Origin of the sequence: Bacillus sp. 03113, from assembly GCF_006546985.1 — a bacterium.
Taxonomy (GTDB): Bacteria; Bacillota; Bacilli; order Bacillales; family Cytobacillaceae; genus VATK01.
The window spans coordinates 519,902-538,919 of sequence record NZ_VATK01000001.1; the positions used below are offsets into that span (position 1 = coordinate 519,902).

General features: G+C 35.6%; 14 protein-coding genes, 1 pseudogene and 1 riboswitch. Of the genes and pseudogenes, 7 read left to right on the plus strand and 8 right to left on the minus strand.

The annotated features are described in order from the left end of the window. Window positions 1-8 precede the first annotated feature (8 nt). The 4 genes from FDO66_RS21180 to FDO66_RS21195 all read right to left on the minus strand — a co-directional run bounded on the left by FDO66_RS21180 (window position 9) and on the right by FDO66_RS21195 (window position 1,424). Window positions 9-161: a hypothetical protein gene (locus FDO66_RS21180; RefSeq protein ID WP_258535566.1), complete on the minus strand. Its 153-nt coding sequence runs from the start codon at window positions 159-161 to the stop codon at window positions 9-11. A 61-nt stretch (window positions 162-222) separates the two neighbouring features. Further along, the gene (locus FDO66_RS21185; protein WP_309475259.1) at window positions 223-636 is read right to left on the minus strand and encodes an ATP-binding cassette domain-containing protein; all 414 of its coding nucleotides are present in this window, start codon (window positions 634-636) and stop codon (window positions 223-225) included. Window positions 637-675: 39 nt separating this feature from the next. Further along, the gene (locus FDO66_RS21190; protein ID WP_258535567.1) at window positions 676-903 is read right to left on the minus strand and encodes a hypothetical protein; all 228 of its coding nucleotides are present in this window, start codon (window positions 901-903) and stop codon (window positions 676-678) included. Between the two features lie 149 nt (window positions 904-1,052). Continuing rightward, a complete protein-coding gene (locus FDO66_RS21195; RefSeq protein ID WP_258535568.1) occupies window positions 1,053-1,424 on the minus strand; it encodes an ABC transporter transmembrane domain-containing protein in 372 nt (123 codons plus the stop codon). A 782-nt stretch (window positions 1,425-2,206) separates the two neighbouring features. Between FDO66_RS21195 and FDO66_RS04165 the strand changes: the two genes are divergently transcribed. From FDO66_RS04165 to FDO66_RS04180, 4 genes are all read left to right on the plus strand, one after another. Beyond that, entirely contained in the window at window positions 2,207-3,568 is a 1,362-nt protein-coding gene (locus FDO66_RS04165; RefSeq protein ID WP_141431124.1) for a response regulator, read from the plus strand. A 92-nt stretch (window positions 3,569-3,660) separates the two neighbouring features. After that, window positions 3,661-4,614 (plus strand): HEAT repeat domain-containing protein, encoded by a 954-nt coding sequence (locus FDO66_RS04170; RefSeq protein ID WP_258535569.1) that lies wholly within the window; start codon window positions 3,661-3,663, stop codon window positions 4,612-4,614. Then, entirely contained in the window at window positions 4,604-6,013 is a 1,410-nt protein-coding gene (locus FDO66_RS04175; RefSeq protein WP_141431126.1) for a glycosyltransferase family 2 protein, read from the plus strand. Before FDO66_RS04170 ends, FDO66_RS04175 begins: the two co-directional genes overlap by 11 nt. After that, window positions 6,010-9,258, plus strand: coding sequence for a hypothetical protein (locus tag FDO66_RS04180; RefSeq protein ID WP_141431127.1), 3,249 nt, complete (start codon window positions 6,010-6,012; stop codon window positions 9,256-9,258). The genes FDO66_RS04175 and FDO66_RS04180 overlap by 4 nt, the downstream gene beginning before the upstream one ends. 453 nt (window positions 9,259-9,711) lie before the next feature. On the opposite strand, the gene FDO66_RS04185 is transcribed toward FDO66_RS04180, so the two are convergent. Then, window positions 9,712-13,011 (minus strand): trifunctional glycoside hydrolase family 18/polysaccharide deacetylase/glycosyltransferase family 2 protein, encoded by a 3,300-nt coding sequence (locus FDO66_RS04185; RefSeq protein WP_141431128.1) that lies wholly within the window; start codon window positions 13,009-13,011, stop codon window positions 9,712-9,714. 94 nt (window positions 13,012-13,105) lie between these two features. Further along, window positions 13,106-13,196, minus strand: a riboswitch (cyclic di-GMP riboswitch). A gap of 628 nt (window positions 13,197-13,824) precedes the next feature. Here FDO66_RS04185 and FDO66_RS04190 point away from each other — a divergent pair. Next, window positions 13,825-14,277 (plus strand): hypothetical protein, encoded by a 453-nt coding sequence (locus FDO66_RS04190; RefSeq protein WP_141431129.1) that lies wholly within the window; start codon window positions 13,825-13,827, stop codon window positions 14,275-14,277. Between the two features lie 123 nt (window positions 14,278-14,400). Beyond that, window positions 14,401-14,706 carry a hypothetical protein gene (locus tag FDO66_RS04195; RefSeq protein WP_141431130.1) on the plus strand — a complete coding sequence of 102 codons (306 nt, stop codon included), beginning with the start codon at window positions 14,401-14,403 and terminating at the stop codon, window positions 14,704-14,706. A 99-nt stretch (window positions 14,707-14,805) separates the two neighbouring features. Here the strand turns inward: FDO66_RS04195 and FDO66_RS04200 are convergent, their stop codons facing one another. From FDO66_RS04200 to FDO66_RS04210, 3 genes and pseudogenes are all read right to left on the minus strand, one after another. Next, window positions 14,806-15,381: a class D sortase gene (locus tag FDO66_RS04200; RefSeq protein WP_141431131.1), complete on the minus strand. Its 576-nt coding sequence runs from the start codon at window positions 15,379-15,381 to the stop codon at window positions 14,806-14,808. A 25-nt stretch (window positions 15,382-15,406) separates the two neighbouring features. Continuing rightward, window positions 15,407-17,425: a 5'-nucleotidase C-terminal domain-containing protein gene (locus FDO66_RS04205; RefSeq protein WP_141431132.1), complete on the minus strand. Its 2,019-nt coding sequence runs from the start codon at window positions 17,423-17,425 to the stop codon at window positions 15,407-15,409. Window positions 17,426-17,815: 390 nt separating this feature from the next. Continuing rightward, window positions 17,816-18,157: pseudogene (locus FDO66_RS04210) on the minus strand (sodium:solute symporter family transporter); the annotation flags it as partial. A gap of 521 nt (window positions 18,158-18,678) precedes the next feature. Between FDO66_RS04210 and FDO66_RS04215 the strand changes: the two are divergent. Beyond that, entirely contained in the window at window positions 18,679-18,972 is a 294-nt protein-coding gene (locus tag FDO66_RS04215) for a transposase (protein ID WP_141431133.1), read from the plus strand. Window positions 18,973-19,018 lie beyond the last annotated feature (46 nt).

Consider the following 19,018-nt stretch of genomic DNA (forward strand, 5'->3'; position numbering starts at 1 on the left):
AATTTTATTTACACGATGATGACTCTTTTTTCGTTCAATTGCTGAGATGTAGAGAGATGAACTAAGTCTCGGTATTTCCCTGCCTGATGGATCAGTTCTTCGTGTTTGTCTGATTGAACCAGCCTTCCGTGATCGATCACAATGGTTGTCTGAATTTTCATGATTGCCTGCAGCGCTTATTTGACTAAGTATTCCGTTTCGTTGTCTAATGCGGATGTTGCTTCATCGAGTAATAAAACAGCGGATCGTAATCGCTCGAGCGATTGCGATCCGCTGTTTTTGTCCGCCTGATAACGTAATCCCATTTTCGCCAATTTCGGTTTCATATCCATGAGGAAGCAACTGGATAAAGTCATGGATATGTGCGGCTCTTGTTACTGTAACTAGCTGCTCCTCCGTTGTCTGGGGATTGGCTAAAAGGAGATTTTCTCTGATAGATCTGCTGAAAAGAAAGGTTTCCTGCGATACATAGGCAATAAAGCTTCGGAGCTCGGAAGCAGTAAGGGTATCAATTGGTGTTTGATCTAAGTTTTTTCCTGCTTCCGGCTGATAAAAGCCTTGTAGCAGATTGAATAGAGTAGATTTTCCTGCAGCGCTTGATCCGACAATGGCCAGGCTTTTTCCTGCAGGTATTATTAAATTGAAGCGGTCAAAGCTGTTTTTTTCCCATAGTAGCTAAAGGTAGGTAATATCATGAAAATGTATCGCTTTTTGTTTTGGCTTCTCTAGAGAAATAAGAGGGAAGTCTGATATTTCGGGCTGCTGCTTAAGTATGTGGGTTATTCTTTCGATCGCGGATATGGATCTTTGAAAAGAAGCCCATTGCCCAGCTAGTCCCTGTAATGGATAGACTAAACGATTAATAAGGCTAACAAAAGCTAAGGGAGTTCCGACTGTTAACATCCCTTTTAAGACGAATACAGCTCCAACACATAGACTTATAAGGAAGGCAATTAATTAGATTACCTCTCCTCCAGCATAAAATAATCCGCGAAGCTTTCCGTTAAATAGATCCAGTGTTAAGGATTGCTGATTTTGTTGCCGGTATTTTGCTAAAGAAAGATCGCAATTAGTAATAAAGGCAATCTTATATGATAAATGAGATTTCTTCCGATCATTCCATCTATACTGTTGATATCATTGGTAAAATGAGAAATGAGTTCTCCAGAATGAATCGTATGTATTTTATGAACAGGCGAGAGTAAAAGCTGCTTAAGCAGTTGCTCCTTTAACTCTCTTTTAATTGAAGCTGTTGCAAAGGTTTCGATATATGTATCAAAAAAGATCGTCAGAAAGCTTAGGATGATCAGGACTACAGCGAGCAGCAGTAACTGCTTAATCTGGGTAAAATCACCCTGAACAGCAGCATTTGAAAGATCCCCGAGAAACCAAGCAAAGGTAAGGGTCATCAAAATATCAGTCAATAAAAAAACAATAACCCTATATAAGCTTTCCAGTGCTTTTTAAGGAAAGGGGATAAAATTGAAATGGCGCTCATGATTCCCTTTCTATCAAAATATTGCTTTATATCAGATCGAATAAGTTTCATAGTAACACTCCAAGAATGATCGGTTCGCTTATCTAACTATTTTTCGATGAATATATCCTTTTAAGAAACGGGAACAAAAGGAAAGTACAGCATCAGCCTGCTCCAAACAAAGTCAAAAAGGCGGGCTATTTCTCCTCTAAAAATTAACCCCCAAATTCTCGTCTTGCTTTATCATTCTTTTATTTCAATTAATATAACTGTGTTGTCATGTATAGGTTGAAATAGGTATTAAATATCAGCGACCATCTTCTTTATTAGTACTTTTAAAATAGGAAAAGTTTAAGATTTTTGTAAGTTATGAATGGTAAGGTAGGCTTATTAAACGTATTAAGAGAAAAGAGTAGAATGAAAAAATAGGGAGAAAGGATTAGGATAAGAAAATATTTGCAGTAAATGATATAGGCACTTATATCTTTTTTCAAGAAAATGTATAATTAAATCTATAAAAATACCTTAGTGTATTTTTTTGTCATTTTTTCTAGATTTCAATTATAGACAATTGATTTATTTTATGTGAAGATTGCGAATGGAATTATAATATTGTTTCATGCTTAATTAAAAAAAGTTGATTGTTATGATAGAAAAATAATTAAACTAGACATAGAAAAAGAAAGTCAAAAGGGGATATTCAGCATACATAAGGTACTGGAGGAGCGCATGAATATTTATGATCAAGAAGAAGCTGTTGATCGTAACCAGATTGAAAAAATAAAAGCAAAGGAAGGAGGAAACGAGAAGATCTTAATTTTTCATGAAGATACTTCAATGTTTCCGTTTTTGGTAGAACAATTAGAGCAACGTGGCTGGCAGGTCTTTACTGTTTCGAGGGTGGAAAAGGTTGTTGCAGCTTTTTTAGAAATTAAGCCAGAATGTCTGATCATTGATGTACAAAAGGAATCAGGATTCGATCTATTAATGACTTTAAATAAAAAAATGAAGCAAATATTTATTCCAATTATCGCGATGGGTACGGATCATGAAAGGAATAAAAGGATGCTAGCGTTTGAGCTAGGTGCAGATGATTTTTTTGTTAAGTCCTCTGACATTGATAAGTTGATGGTTCGAGTCAAAAGACATATTGAGCGGAAAAAGGTGTTTGACGGTGTATTGATGGTTGATGAATTAACAGGTGTATATAACCGAAAATATTTACCAGAAATCTATAAGCAGCAATCAGAATATGTACGTACAAAACAATCATTTTGCATGGCATTCATAGATTTGGATGAATTTAAATCGTTCAATGCTCAGTATGGATATAAGGCGGGAAACCGAGTGCTTCAATTCTTTGCTTTATTTGCAAAGAATCGTATTAACAGAAGCGACTTTATCTTTCGTTTTGGAGGCGAAGAATTTGTCATCCTTTTCCCAAAAACGAATGTCAAAGAAGGTGAGGAATTCATTCGCCGTTTGTTGCAAGAATTTATGACAAAGCCATTTAACGACGGAGGTCATTCCTATTTTAGTAGTTTTTCAGTTTGTATTATTCAAGTAAATGATGAAGCACTACTGTTAGATGATTGTTTGAAAAAAGCTCAAAAAGCTTTAGCTGAGGCAAAAGAAAATGGACAAACAAAATTTATCTGTTCAATAGGAGGAATGGCTTCAGCTCCAAGGATGTTTCGTGTGTCGATTATTGACGATGATCCTCTTATCCGAACGATGCTAACAAATTTAATAAAAAAAATGGATCTATCGGGCGACGTTCATATAGACGTGCAATCCTTTACAGATGGAGTGGCATTTTTTCATTCTGATTGGCATTATGCTGACTACGATCTTGTTATTTTAGATAGAATAATGCCAAAAATGGATGGGCTAGAGGTGCTGCAGCGATTAAGAAAGGAAAAGAATAGGGATCAATTATCCGTTGTTATGTTATCATCACGCAGCAGTGAACGTGATCTTGAGAAAGCATTTGAGCTAGGTGCAGATGATTATGTAATGAAGCCATTTAAAATAAAGGAATTGGAAGCAAAGATTATTCGTTTTATGAAGAGGTTAGAACAACAATGCTAGATATCCCGATTAAATGGATTTATATAGTGATGGTCTTATTTGGATCTCTCCTTTTTTGTTTTTTCATTTACTTGTTAATTCGAAAAGCTTGGATGAACAACTTTCAAAAACAGGTCCGGCTCGAAAAAGAAAAAATGAAAGAAGAGTTTTTTGCCTATTTTTTTGGACAATTAGAGGAGCTAAGCAATCATTCTCAAAATAAAGTGCAGCGGATGGCACAAGAAGAATTATTATTAAACTTAACTAGTATAGTAGACGATGAAGGCATAAGTCATAATATTCAGGGCTTTGCTGAAGAAAATTGGATGAATAAATATAGGAAAGATCTCAAGCATTCTCGTTGGAGTGTTCGAATGAACGCCTTATATGCAATTGAAAACTTCAAAATGAGGAATTTGGCTGATACATTAATAGACATGTATGAGAATCGAAAACTCACATTAGCTGAAGAGAGCCAAATATTAAAAATATTGGTCCAATTAGCTCATCCTCAGTTTGTTCATTATATGACTCAGCCCATTCATCCCATTTCCGAATTTATGTACCGTTCGTTATTAGGATATATGACCGAAGAACAATTTCAATCCTTTATCGACAAGTTTCAAGAATTGCCTGAGATCGTTCAATTAGCTCTTATTGATATCATTGGAATAAAAAGTAAAGTATCCTGTGTTCCCTTTTTAAAGCAACATTTACAGGATGATTCTACTGAAATTCGGATTCGTGTATTGAAAGCACTCGTGGAATTATCCTATCCAATTTCTATAGAAGAATTAACCGCTCACATACAATCGGCCATGTGGCAAGAGAGAATGATGGCTGCAAAGCTTCTGGGGAAATCCAAAAAAAAGGAGAGTCTTTCTTATTTAGAGCAGCTTATGCATGACTCGCAATTTCTTGTAAGATCAAATGCAGCACAATCGATGTTAATGATTGACGGAGGAAGGGATTTTTTAAAGACTGTACTCGATTCTACAACAGACCGATACGTTAAGGATATGGCAAATGATTGGCTGGAAAGAGGAGGAATAACCGTTGTGGAATGAGATTTGGCGGATCCTTTTAATGATATTTGGATCCGTTATTTTTATGTACATGATTTTCGTAATATTTTTTTATTTGATCATGTTTATTATATCGGCTTTTCAATTACGAAAGCAGTATCAATTAAACGACGAAGAGCCATACGATGATTTGCTAAAATTCAGCTATTCGGCACCTGTTTCTATTCTAGTTCCAGCTTATAATGAATCCGCAGGAATTATCGGAAGTATACGATCTCTGCTTAGCATCCACTATCGTGAATATGAAGTGATTGTCGTCAATGATGGTTCATCAGATGATACGCTAGAGAAGTTGTTAAAAGAATTCGATTTAGTGAAGGTTCGGCATATTATACGAAAGCAGCTTGAGACAAAAGAGGTGAAAAATGTCTATCGATCAAGACTGTATGATTATTTGTATGTAGTGGATAAAGAAAATGGCGGGAAATCAGATGCCTTAAATGCAGGGATCAACTTATCGCATTATCCTTATTTTTGCTCGATCGATGGAGATTCTGTTTTAGAGAGAGACGCTTTTTTAAAGGTGATGAAACCTATTATTGACTCAAATGGTGAAGTCATTGCATCAGGTGGAAGTGTTCGAATCGCGAATGGCTGTACCATTGAGAATGGAGCTATCGTTTCCGTTCGTTTAGATACGAAACCGATCGTTGTGATGCAGGTGATTGAGTATTTACGCGCTTTTTTAATGGGAAGGATCGGGTTAAGCCACCACAATTTATTGTTAATCGTATCTGGAGCATTCGGTGTCTTTTCAAAAAAATGGGTCATTGAAGCAGGGGGATATTCTCATACTGTTGGAGAGGATATGGAGCTTGTTGTTCGGCTGCATCGTTTGATTAAAAAGAGAAAAACAAAAAATAAAATTGTGTATATACCAGATCCTGTTTGCTGGACGGAGGCACCAGATGAAATAAAGTATTTGCGCAGGCAAAGAAATCGCTGGCATCGAGGATTATTAGACAGCTTATGGAAGCATAAAGACATGATTTTTAATCCGAAATACGGAAGCATTGGAATGATTTCGATGCCTTACTTTGTTTTTATTGAGCTGCTTGGACCGATAATGGAGCTATTAGGCTACTTATTTATTATTGCTTCTCTCTTTATTGGCGGTGTTTTTTTAGAGTTTGCTTATGTGCTCTTTTTGTTGATGGTTTTATATGGATCATTGTATTCGATGGCGGCTGTTTTGTTAGAGGAGTGGAGCTTAAGGAAGTTTCCTAAGGTGTCAGATGTTGCCGTGTTATTTTTCTTTTCCCTAACGGAGTCGTTTTGGTATCGTCCTTTAACGGTCTTATGGCGCTGTCAAGGATTCATCGATGGTTTGCGAAACAAAAAAGGGTGGGGAGAAATGCAGCGTAAAGGGGTTTCTCAATGAATAAAAGGTTATTGCTTATATGGATGGTTTTGATCATAGGTGCGACTGCATCACCATTTATTTTTTGGCATTTTAAAAAGCCAGAAGATCTAAATATGCTCATCATTGATAAAACTGTTCCTGATCAAACATTTCGTGAACATCAAGGCCTTGTATGGTTCTTAAATCAATCCAAAATTTTAAAAAATGGAAATAAGTATGATCTTAAAGAGGACTATGTTGGCTTTTACCCTAAGGGCGGAACACATTATAATATTAAGCCGTACCCAAAGAAAAATGATGATGACATGATTTATATTGCAGATGGGTATGGTGTGTTTGAAGAGGATTTAGGCATACAAGCAAAAGAAGGAAATCGCTCAAGACTCGTATATGGCGGGATAACCTCTGACGACCTCTCTTATATCCATTCTGCATTACATGGTAAAACAAAAACGTTAATTGGAGAATTTAATACGTTTGCGAGTCCAACTTCACAGGAAGAACGAGCGGATTTAAACGATTTATACAATGTTACCTGGTCCGGTTGGATTGGACGATATTTCGCAGATTTAAGCAGTAAAGAGGTGCCAAATTGGGCGAAAGCTGCTTACAAAAAGCAGTATCATAAAGAATGGAGATTGACAGGGAAAGGTCTTCTGTTTGTAAATGAGTCTAATCAGCTAGTGATCGTAACGGAAGATGAGATAAAGGATCAGACGGTTTGGTTTCATTATACAACGCAGGGGAAGAAGGACTTCAAACTTAATGATACATCTTCCTATGAATACTGGTTTGATATAGTGAGCCCGAATAATGAAAAGGAAGTACAAGCAGAATTTAGCTTTCATCTGCGTAAGCAAGGGGAAGAGAAATTAAAAAGACATGGAATCCCATTAAAGTTTCCAGCTATTATTCATCATCGAACAGATCGCTATCAAACGTATTATTTTGCTGGAGATTTTGCCGATCAAGGGGACGTTCCTTCCATTTATAAAACAGCTTTTTATCCGACTTGGAAGAAATGGACAAGCCAAATAGGGCATGAAGATGCCTCCTCATTTTATTGGAAGATCTATATTCCTTTAATGAAACAAGTCATTCATCAGCATCAAGCTTTTTCTAAACAAGCAGGAACAATGGAGCAAGCTAATATTGAAATGTATGAAAATCAGCAGCATAAGCTAGCTGGTAAAGTTGGAAAGGATTACTTGCAGGTTTATCAGCAAGGGGGATGGAAGGATTTATTGATTAAAGGCGTGAATATGGGAATTAGTAAACCGGGATACTTCCCAGGTGAAACGGCTATCTCTAAAAAGGAATACCTTCGTTGGTTTGAGGAAATTGGAGAAATGAATGCCAATTCTATTCGTGTCTATACGATTCACCCTCCAGCCTTTTATGAAGCCTTAGCGGAATACAATGCAACGGCAAAGAAGCCTATTTATCTTTTCCATGGGATATGGGTTAATGAAGAAGTATTTTATGAATCTCAGGATGCTTTTGCAGATGAAAATACAAAAGAGTTTCAAGAAGAAATGAAGCGGATTGTCAATATTGTGCACGGGAATGCAATATTGCCAAAACGTAAAGGTCATGCAAGCGGACAATACACGGCTGATATTTCACCTTATTTATTAGGGTGGATTGTTGGTGTTGAGTGGGATCCGACAGTTACCTTATCGACGAATGAAAAGCATAAAGGGATGGCTGATTTTAAAGGGAAATATGTATACACAGAAAACGGGCAGCCATTTGAAATATGGCTTGCACAAAGAATGGAAGAAACGATTCAATTTGAACAAGAAACGTACCATTGGCAGCGGCCGATGAGCTTTACAAATTGGGTGACAACCGACTTATTAATGCATCCTTCAGAACCATCTGAGAATGAAGACATGGTGTCGATTAATCCGAATCTTATTCATGCGACCAATCAGTTTGAACCAGGATTGTTTGCTTCGTATCATATTTATCCTTATTATCCAGAGTTTCTTAACTACGAATCTCGTTATGTGAAATACATTGATCATCGCGGGGAGAAAAACAATTATGCAGGCTATTTGCAGCATATGAAGGAAGTGCATTCCATGCCTGTTTTAGTTGCAGAATTTGGTGTTCCAGCATCTCGTGGCCTTACGCATCGAAATGTGCACGGGTGGGATCAAGGATTTCATACTGAACAGGAACAAGGACAGATTCTTTCCCGATTGTATGAGGATATCGTACAAGAAAAAATGGCAGGCGGTATGGTATTCACTTGGCAGGATGAGTGGTTTAAAAGAACGTGGAATACGATGGATTATGACAATCCAAATCGTCGACCATTTTGGACCAATCTACAAACAGGGGAACAGCATTTTGGCCTTCTTAGCTTTGACCCGGGAAGCAGTCTAAAGGTAAAAATAGATGGAGCTGATGATGATTGGAAGGCTTTGAAAAGTAAAACGATATATCCTGCATCATCTAATTTATCTTCTTTGAATGTGACAAGTGATGAAGGTTATTTGTATATGAAGGTTCAGTCTAAGGATATTCGCAATCAAAAGCTTTATTTTCTATTAAATACGATTCATCATCAAGGGCAGTCAAAAATCTCACAAATCCCTTCGTTACAAACAGAAGGCATTGACTTTGTAGCTGAACTTCATGATAAGGATTCTAGTCACTTATGGATTGACAGCTATTACGACACCTTTTATTTTTCATATGCACATAAATTGAGGATGATTCCAATTGTTCCTAATGCAAACCAAAAAGACAACGGCGTGTTTCATCCCATTCGTTTAACGTTAAATAAAGAGCTTGTAATTCCTGATGAAAAAGGAAATAAAAATGTCGTTCCGTTTGATTCGTATGAAACAGGGAAGCTGCGTTTTGGGAATAGTGATCCTCATTCTGAATCCTTCGACTCGCTAGCAGATTATAATATCAATGAGGAGAATGGCATCACTGAAATTCGTATTCCTTGGGCATTGCTAAATGTAAAGGATCCAAGTACAAGAGAGGTCATGGGAGATGTTTGGTCTGATAAAGAATTATCAGCAAGTGAATTTATTAAGGGGATTCAGATTGGTGTTGTGGCAGTTGATAAACAAAATAATCAAATCGTAGATTCTTTTCCAAAGCTGGAAGGCAAGAAGCTTCCACTTTCCCAATTTCACCTTTATAAGTGGAACAAATGGAAACAACCAACATTTCATGAACGATTAAAGCCGTCTTATTATTTATTAAAAGATACGTATGGTCGTATAAATGTAGAGTAAGTATTTAGAGAATTTGAGTCTTGGTAAGCTGCATCGAACTTGAGCATTGGTTCATGCCCATACGTATTAAAAGTATAGAAAGACGCATGTTTTAAAAGAGACTAGGATATTTACATGATAATTGAATAGCCGGACTTATGCCGAGGTTGCTGCTACAGGATGTACTGAGTCGGTTAACTTCATCGGCTTATTCTAGCCAAACTGTAAGGAAAGGGAAAGAGTACCCTTCCTGATGGTTTGGCTTTTCTTTATTGAAGATAATTGAGCACCATCGCTGAATGGTGGCATTATGACTTTGGAAACAAAAGATTGGCTGATATTAAACAAAAAGAGATTAATTTTATTAAGGCATATTAGTTAAAGATTAGACAAATACAATACATAAGATTGAATAAGTTTACATATGAAAAGAGGGCTCGAATAGCCCTCCGCATTATTTTTTTAAGAATTCTTCTAGCCAATTCTTTCAAATGCTTTCGGTATATCCATTTTACCTGATCGCTTCAATTTACTCCACCCAACCCTATTGCCTCTAATAGCGGCAATGATAGAAGTCCAAACCACAAAAAGGAGTAAATAACGATAAACAATTCTTTGCAGGAAGATGAGGATAATTGGCTTTAGACTAAGTTTCTCAACCCTGAAAGCAATTAAACATATTAGAAAATCAGTCATAAAATAAGCTATATAATAAAGAAATGATTGATGAATATGTCCTGATACTAGCCCTAGAAGAAACAAGATGTCTAAAAAAGGGGCAAATAAAGGGAATACAAATTGAAAAAGGAACATATTTGGTATGGCTATAAAACCTAAAGATTTATTCTTTCCTTCAAAAAAAGCTTTCTTATGCTTCCAAACACATTGTAAGGTTCCAAATGTCCATCTAAAGCGCTGCTTTAACAAATTCTTGGTTGACTCTGGGGCTTCGGTAAAAGCGTTGGCTCGCTCTTCGATTTTAACTTTATATCCTTGGCGCAGAATACGTAATGTCATATCTGTATCTTCTGCCAAAGTATCAGCAGTAAAATAACCAAGATCCTGGACGATTTTTTTACGCCAAGCACCAATGGCTCCTGGTACAACCGTTACACAGTTTAAGGAGGCAAAAGCGCGTTTTTCTAAATTAAAGCCAGTTACATACTCAATATGCTGCCAATACGTTAGTAAATTGCATAAATTCCCGACTTTTATATTTCCTGATACTGCAGCTACCTTTTGATCGGTGAAGTGATGAACAAGTAATGAAATGGCTTTTGAAGATACGATTGTATCTGCATCAATCGCGATTAAAATATTTCCTTTTGCATGTTGAATGCCAAAATTAATTGCTTTCGCTTTGCCCTCATTTCTCTTTTTTAAAAGGAGAATTTGTTCATCCTCTGGGAAACTCTCGGATACAACTTTTGATGTAAGATCTGTAGAACCATCGTCCACAATAATGATTTCAAAATTCGAGTAATTACTTTTTAAAACGGATTTAATCGTGTTTAGTATCACCTTTTCTTCGTTATACGCTGGAATAATAACACTAACAAATGGATTAAAGGTATTTTCTTGATGATCCAATCGAGATTGTATTTTATGTTTAATGGCTAAAAAAACAAGAATCATAAAACGAAGTAAAAAAAAGCTGATGAAACTTAAGAGTAAAATAGAAATGATTTTCTCAAAGCTCGAAAGTTGAAATAAAGCAATTTCTACACTTTGCAAAATCGTTTTTTCTGTTTCAGTAACAGAGGGCATCACATCATTTTTGTTTTTACCCATTAGTTCACTAATTGGCACAAAACGATAGCCTTTACTTTGTAAGTTTTCAATGATTTGAGGAAGAGCTTGGACAGTAGCTGACCGGTCTCCTCCGCCATCATGCAGTAAAATAATATTTCCATCTTCTGTTTGATTGATGACACGATCGACGATTGGTTTGCTTTCATGTTCTGTCCAGTCCTTCGAGTCAACATCGTAGTTAACGGTAATATAACCTAAACGGGTAAGATCCTTCATCCTTTCAAAATTAGATGGATAGTATTGAACATTTGCATCTCCGTATGGAGAGCGGTATAAAAGAGTTGAACGTCCGGTCAATCCTTGGATGATCCTTTCATTCACGTTCAATTCAAATTTTACTTTTTCATAAGACATTTTATCTGTATTTGGATGAGAATAAGTATGATTTCCTATTTCATGGCCATCTTGAACCATTTGCTTGATGATATCTTGATGCTTCAGCGCATTTTTACCAATAATAAAAAAGGTAGCTTTTATATGATGCTGATTTAAAATTTCCAGTATTTTTCGAGTGTATTTAGGGTCAGGACCATCATCAAAGGTTAAGGCGATTTCTTTATTAGGTGATTTATTTAAGCGGTTTAACTCGTACATTTTTGGAATTTCATCGTACGTTTCGCTTGAAATAAATCCTGAATGATCAAATACAATGCTCCGCTTTCCATCTTTTTTTTCTTGTTTTGAACGAAAGATATTTCCTTGTCCAGTGCTAATGATACGATCTCCACTACTAATAGTTTGTATATTTTCCGTTTTTTGTCCACTTAAGATACTCCAAACAGAAGGGTCCTCAGTTCCTAATCTCCACAATGCAATACCCTTTGCACCATTTTGAGTTGCTTCCTTCAATTGATTATAAAATGTGATACTATCTAAAAACCAAATTTCATGCGGTTTGTTTCCTTCGTTATAACGAATATATGGGTTTTTACTTCCGTCATCCCATTGGATTTTTAACTTTGCTTTGTCTGCTAATCTCATAATATTTTCAAAAGAAATGACTTCTCCAGCTTGACTAGATCCCCAATCCCAGTCATACCCATAGTTTCCTAAGCTTACAACTAGCTTTTCATTTGATATAAGGGAAAGGTTTTCTTTAAACCATGCAGAGGAAGAAATAGAGCCTGGATTGTTAAAATTTTCATCATACATCATTAGAATCATTCGATCAGAATGCTTTTCAAGCTCCTCATAATTATAAGCCGGATTAGCCGGAGGTACATCAATGGTAACAAATAAATTTTCTTGATGAAATTTAAGGTAAAGCTCCTTCATAAAAGCAGTATACAAATCTCGGTCGCTGCTTGATATATTCTCAAAATCAATATTGATTCCATCATAGTTGAACTTTTTAATTTGGTCTAATAAGTTATTAATTAACGTTGATTGCGCCTCAGGAGACTGTAATAAATCGTGGATTACCTTTTCATTCCATACTCCGTCTATTTCATTGTTAATTAGCGGCATAATTTTCACATTATTTTTTTTGGCAAATAAACCTATATGTTCCTGTATTGAACTTTTTAATTCTAGGTTTGGAGCTAATTGGAACCATTGAGGGATTAGAACGTCGATATTATCAATATTTTGCTTTAAAGAATGCTCGCTATTTACATCCCAATTTACATAAAAAGCATAAAATTCATTGTTACGCTTCAATTTTTGATTTAAAAATTGATCGTTTTGTTCATTTTTAATAGATGGATTAGATGAGTTCTTAATACTTGACGGTTGTATAGTTGAAAATTCATTTGCTTCCTTTGTCTTTAATATAGGCAATATAGGATCAAAGATGAGACTCATAACGAGAAAAAAGATCAGGATTAAAATGAAAAGAAAAGATAATGATGACAAACAGATAAAAAAAATCCAAGGTTTGTTTGTTTGTTTTTCAAAAATAAAGGGGGATTCAAGTCCATTAGAAGGTAAAAATGTGTTTCGATGCTTGTTTCTTGTTTGCATTTAGCCACCTACTTTATGTCATTTTTAGATTTTTGTATATCCTGTCAAAAAAGGACTATCTTTTAATAAAGTGAATAGTCCTTTTCAGGATCTATTCGGGAACCCAGCCATCATAGTTCTTAATAACGAACCTTAGACCCGAAGCTTTGCGTCCTTGCCTTTCAGCAAGTTTGCCATTATCGTAGACAAATATTCTAAATGATGATCATTTAAGGCTAAAAAACGACTTATCAATTGGCTTTCTCCAAAAGAATATCAAATTACTAATCTATCGTATATATGCTAATTTATCGAATTTATAGAAAAAATAGCGATTGGTAGCGAATACATAGAAGGAATTATATCTATTTAACTATGACTTATTAAATGGAAGGAATGAGTGAAAATGGAAAAACCATTTATTGAAAAAGATTCTAAAAATAATGTGTTAGAGTATTACATTTGTATAAACAAAATCATAAAGTTTAGTACATTTAGATACAACAAATGGGATCGACTTAAAATTTTTAAGAATCAAAGTAGTGAATTTGATGAGTAGGTGGAAGTAAATAATAGAATAATCCGAAGTGTATATCATCATTTTCTGGTAAATGATGATTTTATAATATTCCAAGAATCAATCGAATTTTTCACTATTCAAAAGTAATTTTAATTTGTGAATGGATAACTTCTAGATTCGAAAAACGTTAATACCAGTCTCAAAATACTCAGAATTTTTCGAATAGTTTGGTATGGACTAATTCTAAATATTAGGTCAAAATTTTAAGTGAAGGAGGAAATTTATATGGAAACTAGGAAAAGAGGAGTGTATCGATGATATATTTTACAGCTGTACTTTTATTATTTCAGATACTTATACTGTTTAAAATTCTTTCTTATTTATCTAATTACTGGAACATGAGTAAGCAGCCTAATATTAACGGAAAAGGAAGTGATTCAGAGGATTCTTGGTTATCTATCCTAAGTACACTTTTTATTATGATTTTTCCTTTATTTTTAGTCGTGTTTAGGTATATATACATAATAATGGCTATTCGTATAGAAGAAACGCGATTAGCCTCTATAATCTACCTTTCTTTATTGTTAATAACATCGATTTTTACGCTAGTTAAAAAAAACATTATAGATAAAAGGAAGTTTAAGGATGAAATAGATCTAGAAGAATCCAGCTACGAAAAACCAAAGTACGGAGAACTAGTACTTGACTCTACTGGGTTAGGTTATTTTATATACATGTTTTATATCCTTGGTTATGTTGTGGTATAAAGTGTTAAGGACAGAAAATTTATAAATGTCTTCCGAACTATTTAATTGATTAAAATCCTGTATCCGCAACATTTATCTTATCATTTAATGAATATTGTTGATTTTTAATTGGAGTTGAGATTGATGATAAAAGCTAATGTTCTAATACTTGGAGGTATAATTTTAGCTACTATATTAGGAATATTTGGTCAGGGAATTTCTTATTTTATGAATGAAAATATTGCAGAAATATACCCTGTATACTATTTAACTGCCCTAACAATGATAAGTGTTTTTTTGTATTTAGTTACACCTGTATTAATATATATATCTATTAAAAAACAAAAAATTGAAAAAGAAAAATTTGGTGTATATGTCCTTGTTACTTGTGCTATAGGTCTACCGACTTCCCTTTGGTCATTATTTGTTTTAGCTATGTGGTGGGGTTAGTGGAAATTAAATGATTGAGCAAGATGCAAAGGAGAGATATGGTTCTCCCCTTTGCAATAAAGCTCCATTGTTCAATTGGTTAGAAAACTTAACCTAATTTTATCTTTTTGAAATTTGCTCTACCGGATATGCGTAAACGATAAATCGATCTGGTGCATTTCCGATGTAACGAAATGGGTAGCATGTTGAGATCGTTAACACCTCGTTTGGCACGGTTGAACGGATGACGGTTGTATCGTCTGCTGAAACGATTTTCGTTTCTTTGATTTCATATTCAAACTTCCCATAAGGCAATTCAACCGTTAAATGGTCGCCAATCTTTATTTCGTTAAATCGCTTGAAGACTGTATCACGGTGCCCAGATAACAAAATTTGGTCATTGCCGCCAGGGAAGCCGGTCGTTCTATAATGCCCTACTCCTTTTTCCAAATCATCCTCTTCCGTTCCTTCGATAATAGGAAGCTTGGCATCAATTATAGGGATCAATAGCTTGCCAATGACTTCACCTTTCCTCGGTTTAAAGTCGCTAATTGTCATTTTTTTCTCTTTAGGGATTGTATCCGCTTCTTTTAAAGCCTGTTTTTGTCCAGTGTAATAATTCCATAATTCATACCCGCTAGCGGCAATAAAACCAATGCCTGTTAGTAAAATAAAAATCCCAATAAATTTTTGCATAGCTTACCTCTTTGGTGAAGAATATTTATACTTTAGGGGCTTTCTTCCTTTTTACAAAGAAGAAGATACTAACTCCTACTAAAATCACACCAACTAATAGAGAATTATATGTGTTAGTTGATGTATTTGGCAGCTTTTGACCAGGTGTTTGAGAATGATCGTTTTGAACGCCCTTTCCTTCATTCGTGTTTTGGCTCCCGATATTGCTATTGTTGCCATTGTTACTATTGTTAGGTGCAATTCCTTGTTGATCATGATCTCCCGGCTTTTCTTCATTGCCATTATCACTAGAGGTACCGACGTTAGGGTTATTTTGTTGATCTGTTTGCGGTTCAATGAGTTTTACCCGACCTTCTACAGTTGGATCTACTTTTTTTCCTTCAACACTTAATTGTTCAATATAAGAAACTAATGTTTCAGTATCCGTGTTAAAATTTTGCAGCACTTTTTTTCCTGCAAACATTGTAAAACCGTCTCCGCCGTCAGCTAAAAATTCGTTCATGGCAACTTTATACGTTTTGTTCATATCCATTTTCGTTTGCCCATCTTCTAAAAAGATATCTTGAACACAATATTTTTTCTCGCAGCCAGGAACCTTGCTTCCATCAACGTAAGTATATTTAAATCCAGAAATTTGCAGGAACATCAATTTATTAGGGTTATTCCATTGTTGATTTAAACCGTCTTTAATTTGTTGTCCGGTTAGTTCAATCATTTGAATGTAGTTATTAAACGGTTGAACAGCATAAGCAGCGCCCCATGTGATGATGTGCTCACCTTTTTCATTTGTCTTAGGAATGAGAGCCTCACGAATACCACCTGAGTTCGTTATCGCAAAATCTGCACCCGTCATAATACGTTGGCCATCAGTCACGAGATTGCCAAGCTTATTTTCACCGTCTTCAGGTTTGCGTTTTCCGATCGGATCAGCGCTGGCCGCTTGTCCAATTGGTTGCTGTGCTGCTTTTTCTGTTAACTGTTTCGTTTCATCGACAATTGCCTGAATTTCAGGATTCGGTGTGACGTTACGGGTATTGGGTACTACTTCTGCTTTGATCGAACCTTTAACAAAGTCTTTTGTCACTGGGTCAAGTTCAGTACGAACATCGCCAAATGCTTGTCCATAGCTATAATCTTGAATAATTAGCTTACCATCAATTACACCATTTGCCATTTCGTGACTATGCGCCGAGAAAATAATATCTATCTCATCATCAATCTTATCTGCTACATCTGCCATCACTCCAGTTGTTGCACCAGCATTTGTAGCTGCACCTTCATGAGCAACAACAACAATTGCGTTAACACCTTTTCCTTCTAATTCTTTTGCATATGTATTAATGGTTTCGGTTAAGTTAAGAAATTGATAAGGTTCTGTATATTTTGGCATGGCTGTGGTTATTGTTTCTGGTGTAACAACTCCGATGAAGCCAATGTTGACGCCGCCAATATCTTTAATTATATACGGGTCAAAAATATGCTCGCCCGATCCTTTATCAATGACATTTGCTGCTAAATACTTAAAATCATCATCAATCCCGTGATACACGTAATTCGTTCCATTCGTAAATTTTGCAACATTCGGATGCACAGTGGATGCATCGATAAGACGTTTAAACTCAGGTATCCCTTCGTCAAATTCATGGTTTCCAAGTATGCCAAGTTTAAAGCCCATCTGATTAATGATTTTTATCGTTGGCTCGTCTTGAAGCAGGGAAGAAAGGGAGGGGCTTGCTCCAACTGCGTCTCCAGCATGTAAACGAAGGGTATAAGATTTTCGTCCATCCTTTTCCGCTTGTGCTTCCATCTCGGCTTGACGCTGGTTTAAGTTTGTTGCCAAATAAGCTGCACCGCCAACTTCGGCTCCATTCAAGGTACTTTTCGTATCAATGTTCCCATGGAAATCATTGATCGCGAGCATTTGAAAATCAATAAGCTTGTTTTGATCAGATGTTTGTTGATTTTGCGCTGATTCATCCGCATAGGCTGGTGTTAAAGCAAGCTGACAAGCTAGTACACTAGTAATAATCGTTTTTTTCCACACAAATAATTCCTCCAAAAAATAGAATACAAGATTGCAAAAAAGTACTTCGCAATAGACGCTAACTTACTCATTAGTAATTTATGTTTCTCTTAGATGTAATTTAGAGCAAGCAGTGTAATCGATTCCCAGTCCACCGTACGATTAATCGCCTTAAGTTCTTTTTATTTACAAATAGTCCAATACAAGTAATCGTTCCAAATCTTACAATTATCTATAAGTTAGACGTCAGACAAATGGGAGCATTTAGTTGTTAATTCTAGCACATTATTACTCATTATCCAATATTAAACATTCAATATATTTTGATAATTATACTTTGCTTTTTCAATGGAACGATCTACTCATTTTTCACTGGAATGAAAGATCAAATAGCCTAGTATTTTTCAAGCTTTAATGTTTTACAGGACCATGTATCCCAATCCCTGTATTTGCCTTCACTAAAATCTCATCGAATTTCTTTTGGTCCGCTTTTTTATTAGAGATGAGTGTACCGATGAATGCGCTTAAAAACCCAAGTGGGATCGAAATGATTCCAGGGTTTGTGAGGTTGATCAACGGTTTACCAACGAAAATGGCTGCACCTGCTTCAGGTGCCCATACATTTGGACTAATGGCAACAAGTATAAGAGCACTAAATAATCCTACCAGCATCCCTGTGACTGCACCAGTTGTATTAAAGCGCTTCCAAAAGATCGTTAACAAAATAATCGGCAGGTTTGCACTTGCTGTAACTTTTGTCATTTAGTGATATTTTTTGGTAAAGACCTTGATTGGCATTATGCCTTTCAAGGTTTCTTTTTGATAAAATAGTTTTATGATTACAACATAGGGTATGGGTGAATTGGGATATCTAAGATAACTCATAATTCACCTGAAAATATTTTTGGTGAGTTAGATTGCTTGGATAGGTTATCTGGTGTACCTGCTATAATTACACAGGACATGATTAGCTGCGGAAGTAAGCTAATCAATTATACCTCTTAGTTTTTTAGTTGGTAGAACGGAGAGTCTTGGACATGCCCAACGGCACTTACTGGAAGCAATCTGGGTGAGTCTGAAAAAAATCCTGAAATTTAGTTACACTATTTCAGACACACGTTAACTCACTTGTTATAAGAGACTTTAGAAGTTCTGTCCAAGGGGCTGTTGAATGAGGTGAAGTTGTTCGATATCGTCCATTCTATGATGCTAGACTAAAAAGTAGACACAGATTGTTATAATAAAAATATAAACTTTTAACGAGGTGTGTCTAATTGGCTAGAGGAAACGGAAACCGTTATGATGAAACATTTAAAAAAGAAACCGTAAAGTATATTGTGGAGAATAATAAACCTATAGCACAAGTAGCAAGAGAGACAGGCGTAAATACTAATACATTACATGGTTGGATCAAGAAGTATGGTCAACAACCTGAAGTAAAAGAAGCTCAAAGATTTTCTAATCCTGATGCTGAAATGAGAGCATTAAAAAAACAATTACGTGATCTTGAAGAGGAAAATGAAATTTTAAAAAAGGAGATGCACTACTTCGCGAAAAGCCCTCGGTGAAGTTTGAATTCATATACAAAAATCGCTCCCGATACCGAGTGGAGAA

Bases quoted from the DNA above. Each gene is read 5' to 3' on its own strand.
- FDO66_RS04165 (WP_141431124.1), top strand. From the start codon at position 2,207: ATGAATATTTATGATCAAGAAGAAGCTGTTGATCGTAACCAGATTGAA.
- FDO66_RS21180 (WP_258535566.1), bottom strand. From the start codon at position 161: ATGAAAATTCAGACAACCATTGTGATCGATCACGGAAGGCTGGTTCAA.
- FDO66_RS04185 (WP_141431128.1), bottom strand. From the start codon at position 13,011: ATGCAAACAAGAAACAAGCATCGAAACACATTTTTACCTTCTAATGGA.
- FDO66_RS04200 (WP_141431131.1), bottom strand. From the start codon at position 15,381: ATGCAAAAATTTATTGGGATTTTTATTTTACTAACAGGCATTGGTTTT.
- FDO66_RS04195 (WP_141431130.1), top strand. From the start codon at position 14,401: ATGATAAAAGCTAATGTTCTAATACTTGGAGGTATAATTTTAGCTACT.
- FDO66_RS04170 (WP_258535569.1), top strand. From the start codon at position 3,661: ATGAACAACTTTCAAAAACAGGTCCGGCTCGAAAAAGAAAAAATGAAA.
- FDO66_RS04180 (WP_141431127.1), top strand. From the start codon at position 6,010: ATGAATAAAAGGTTATTGCTTATATGGATGGTTTTGATCATAGGTGCG.
- FDO66_RS04190 (WP_141431129.1), top strand. From the start codon at position 13,825: ATGATATATTTTACAGCTGTACTTTTATTATTTCAGATACTTATACTG.
- FDO66_RS21190 (WP_258535567.1), bottom strand. From the start codon at position 903: ATGTTAACAGTCGGAACTCCCTTAGCTTTTGTTAGCCTTATTAATCGT.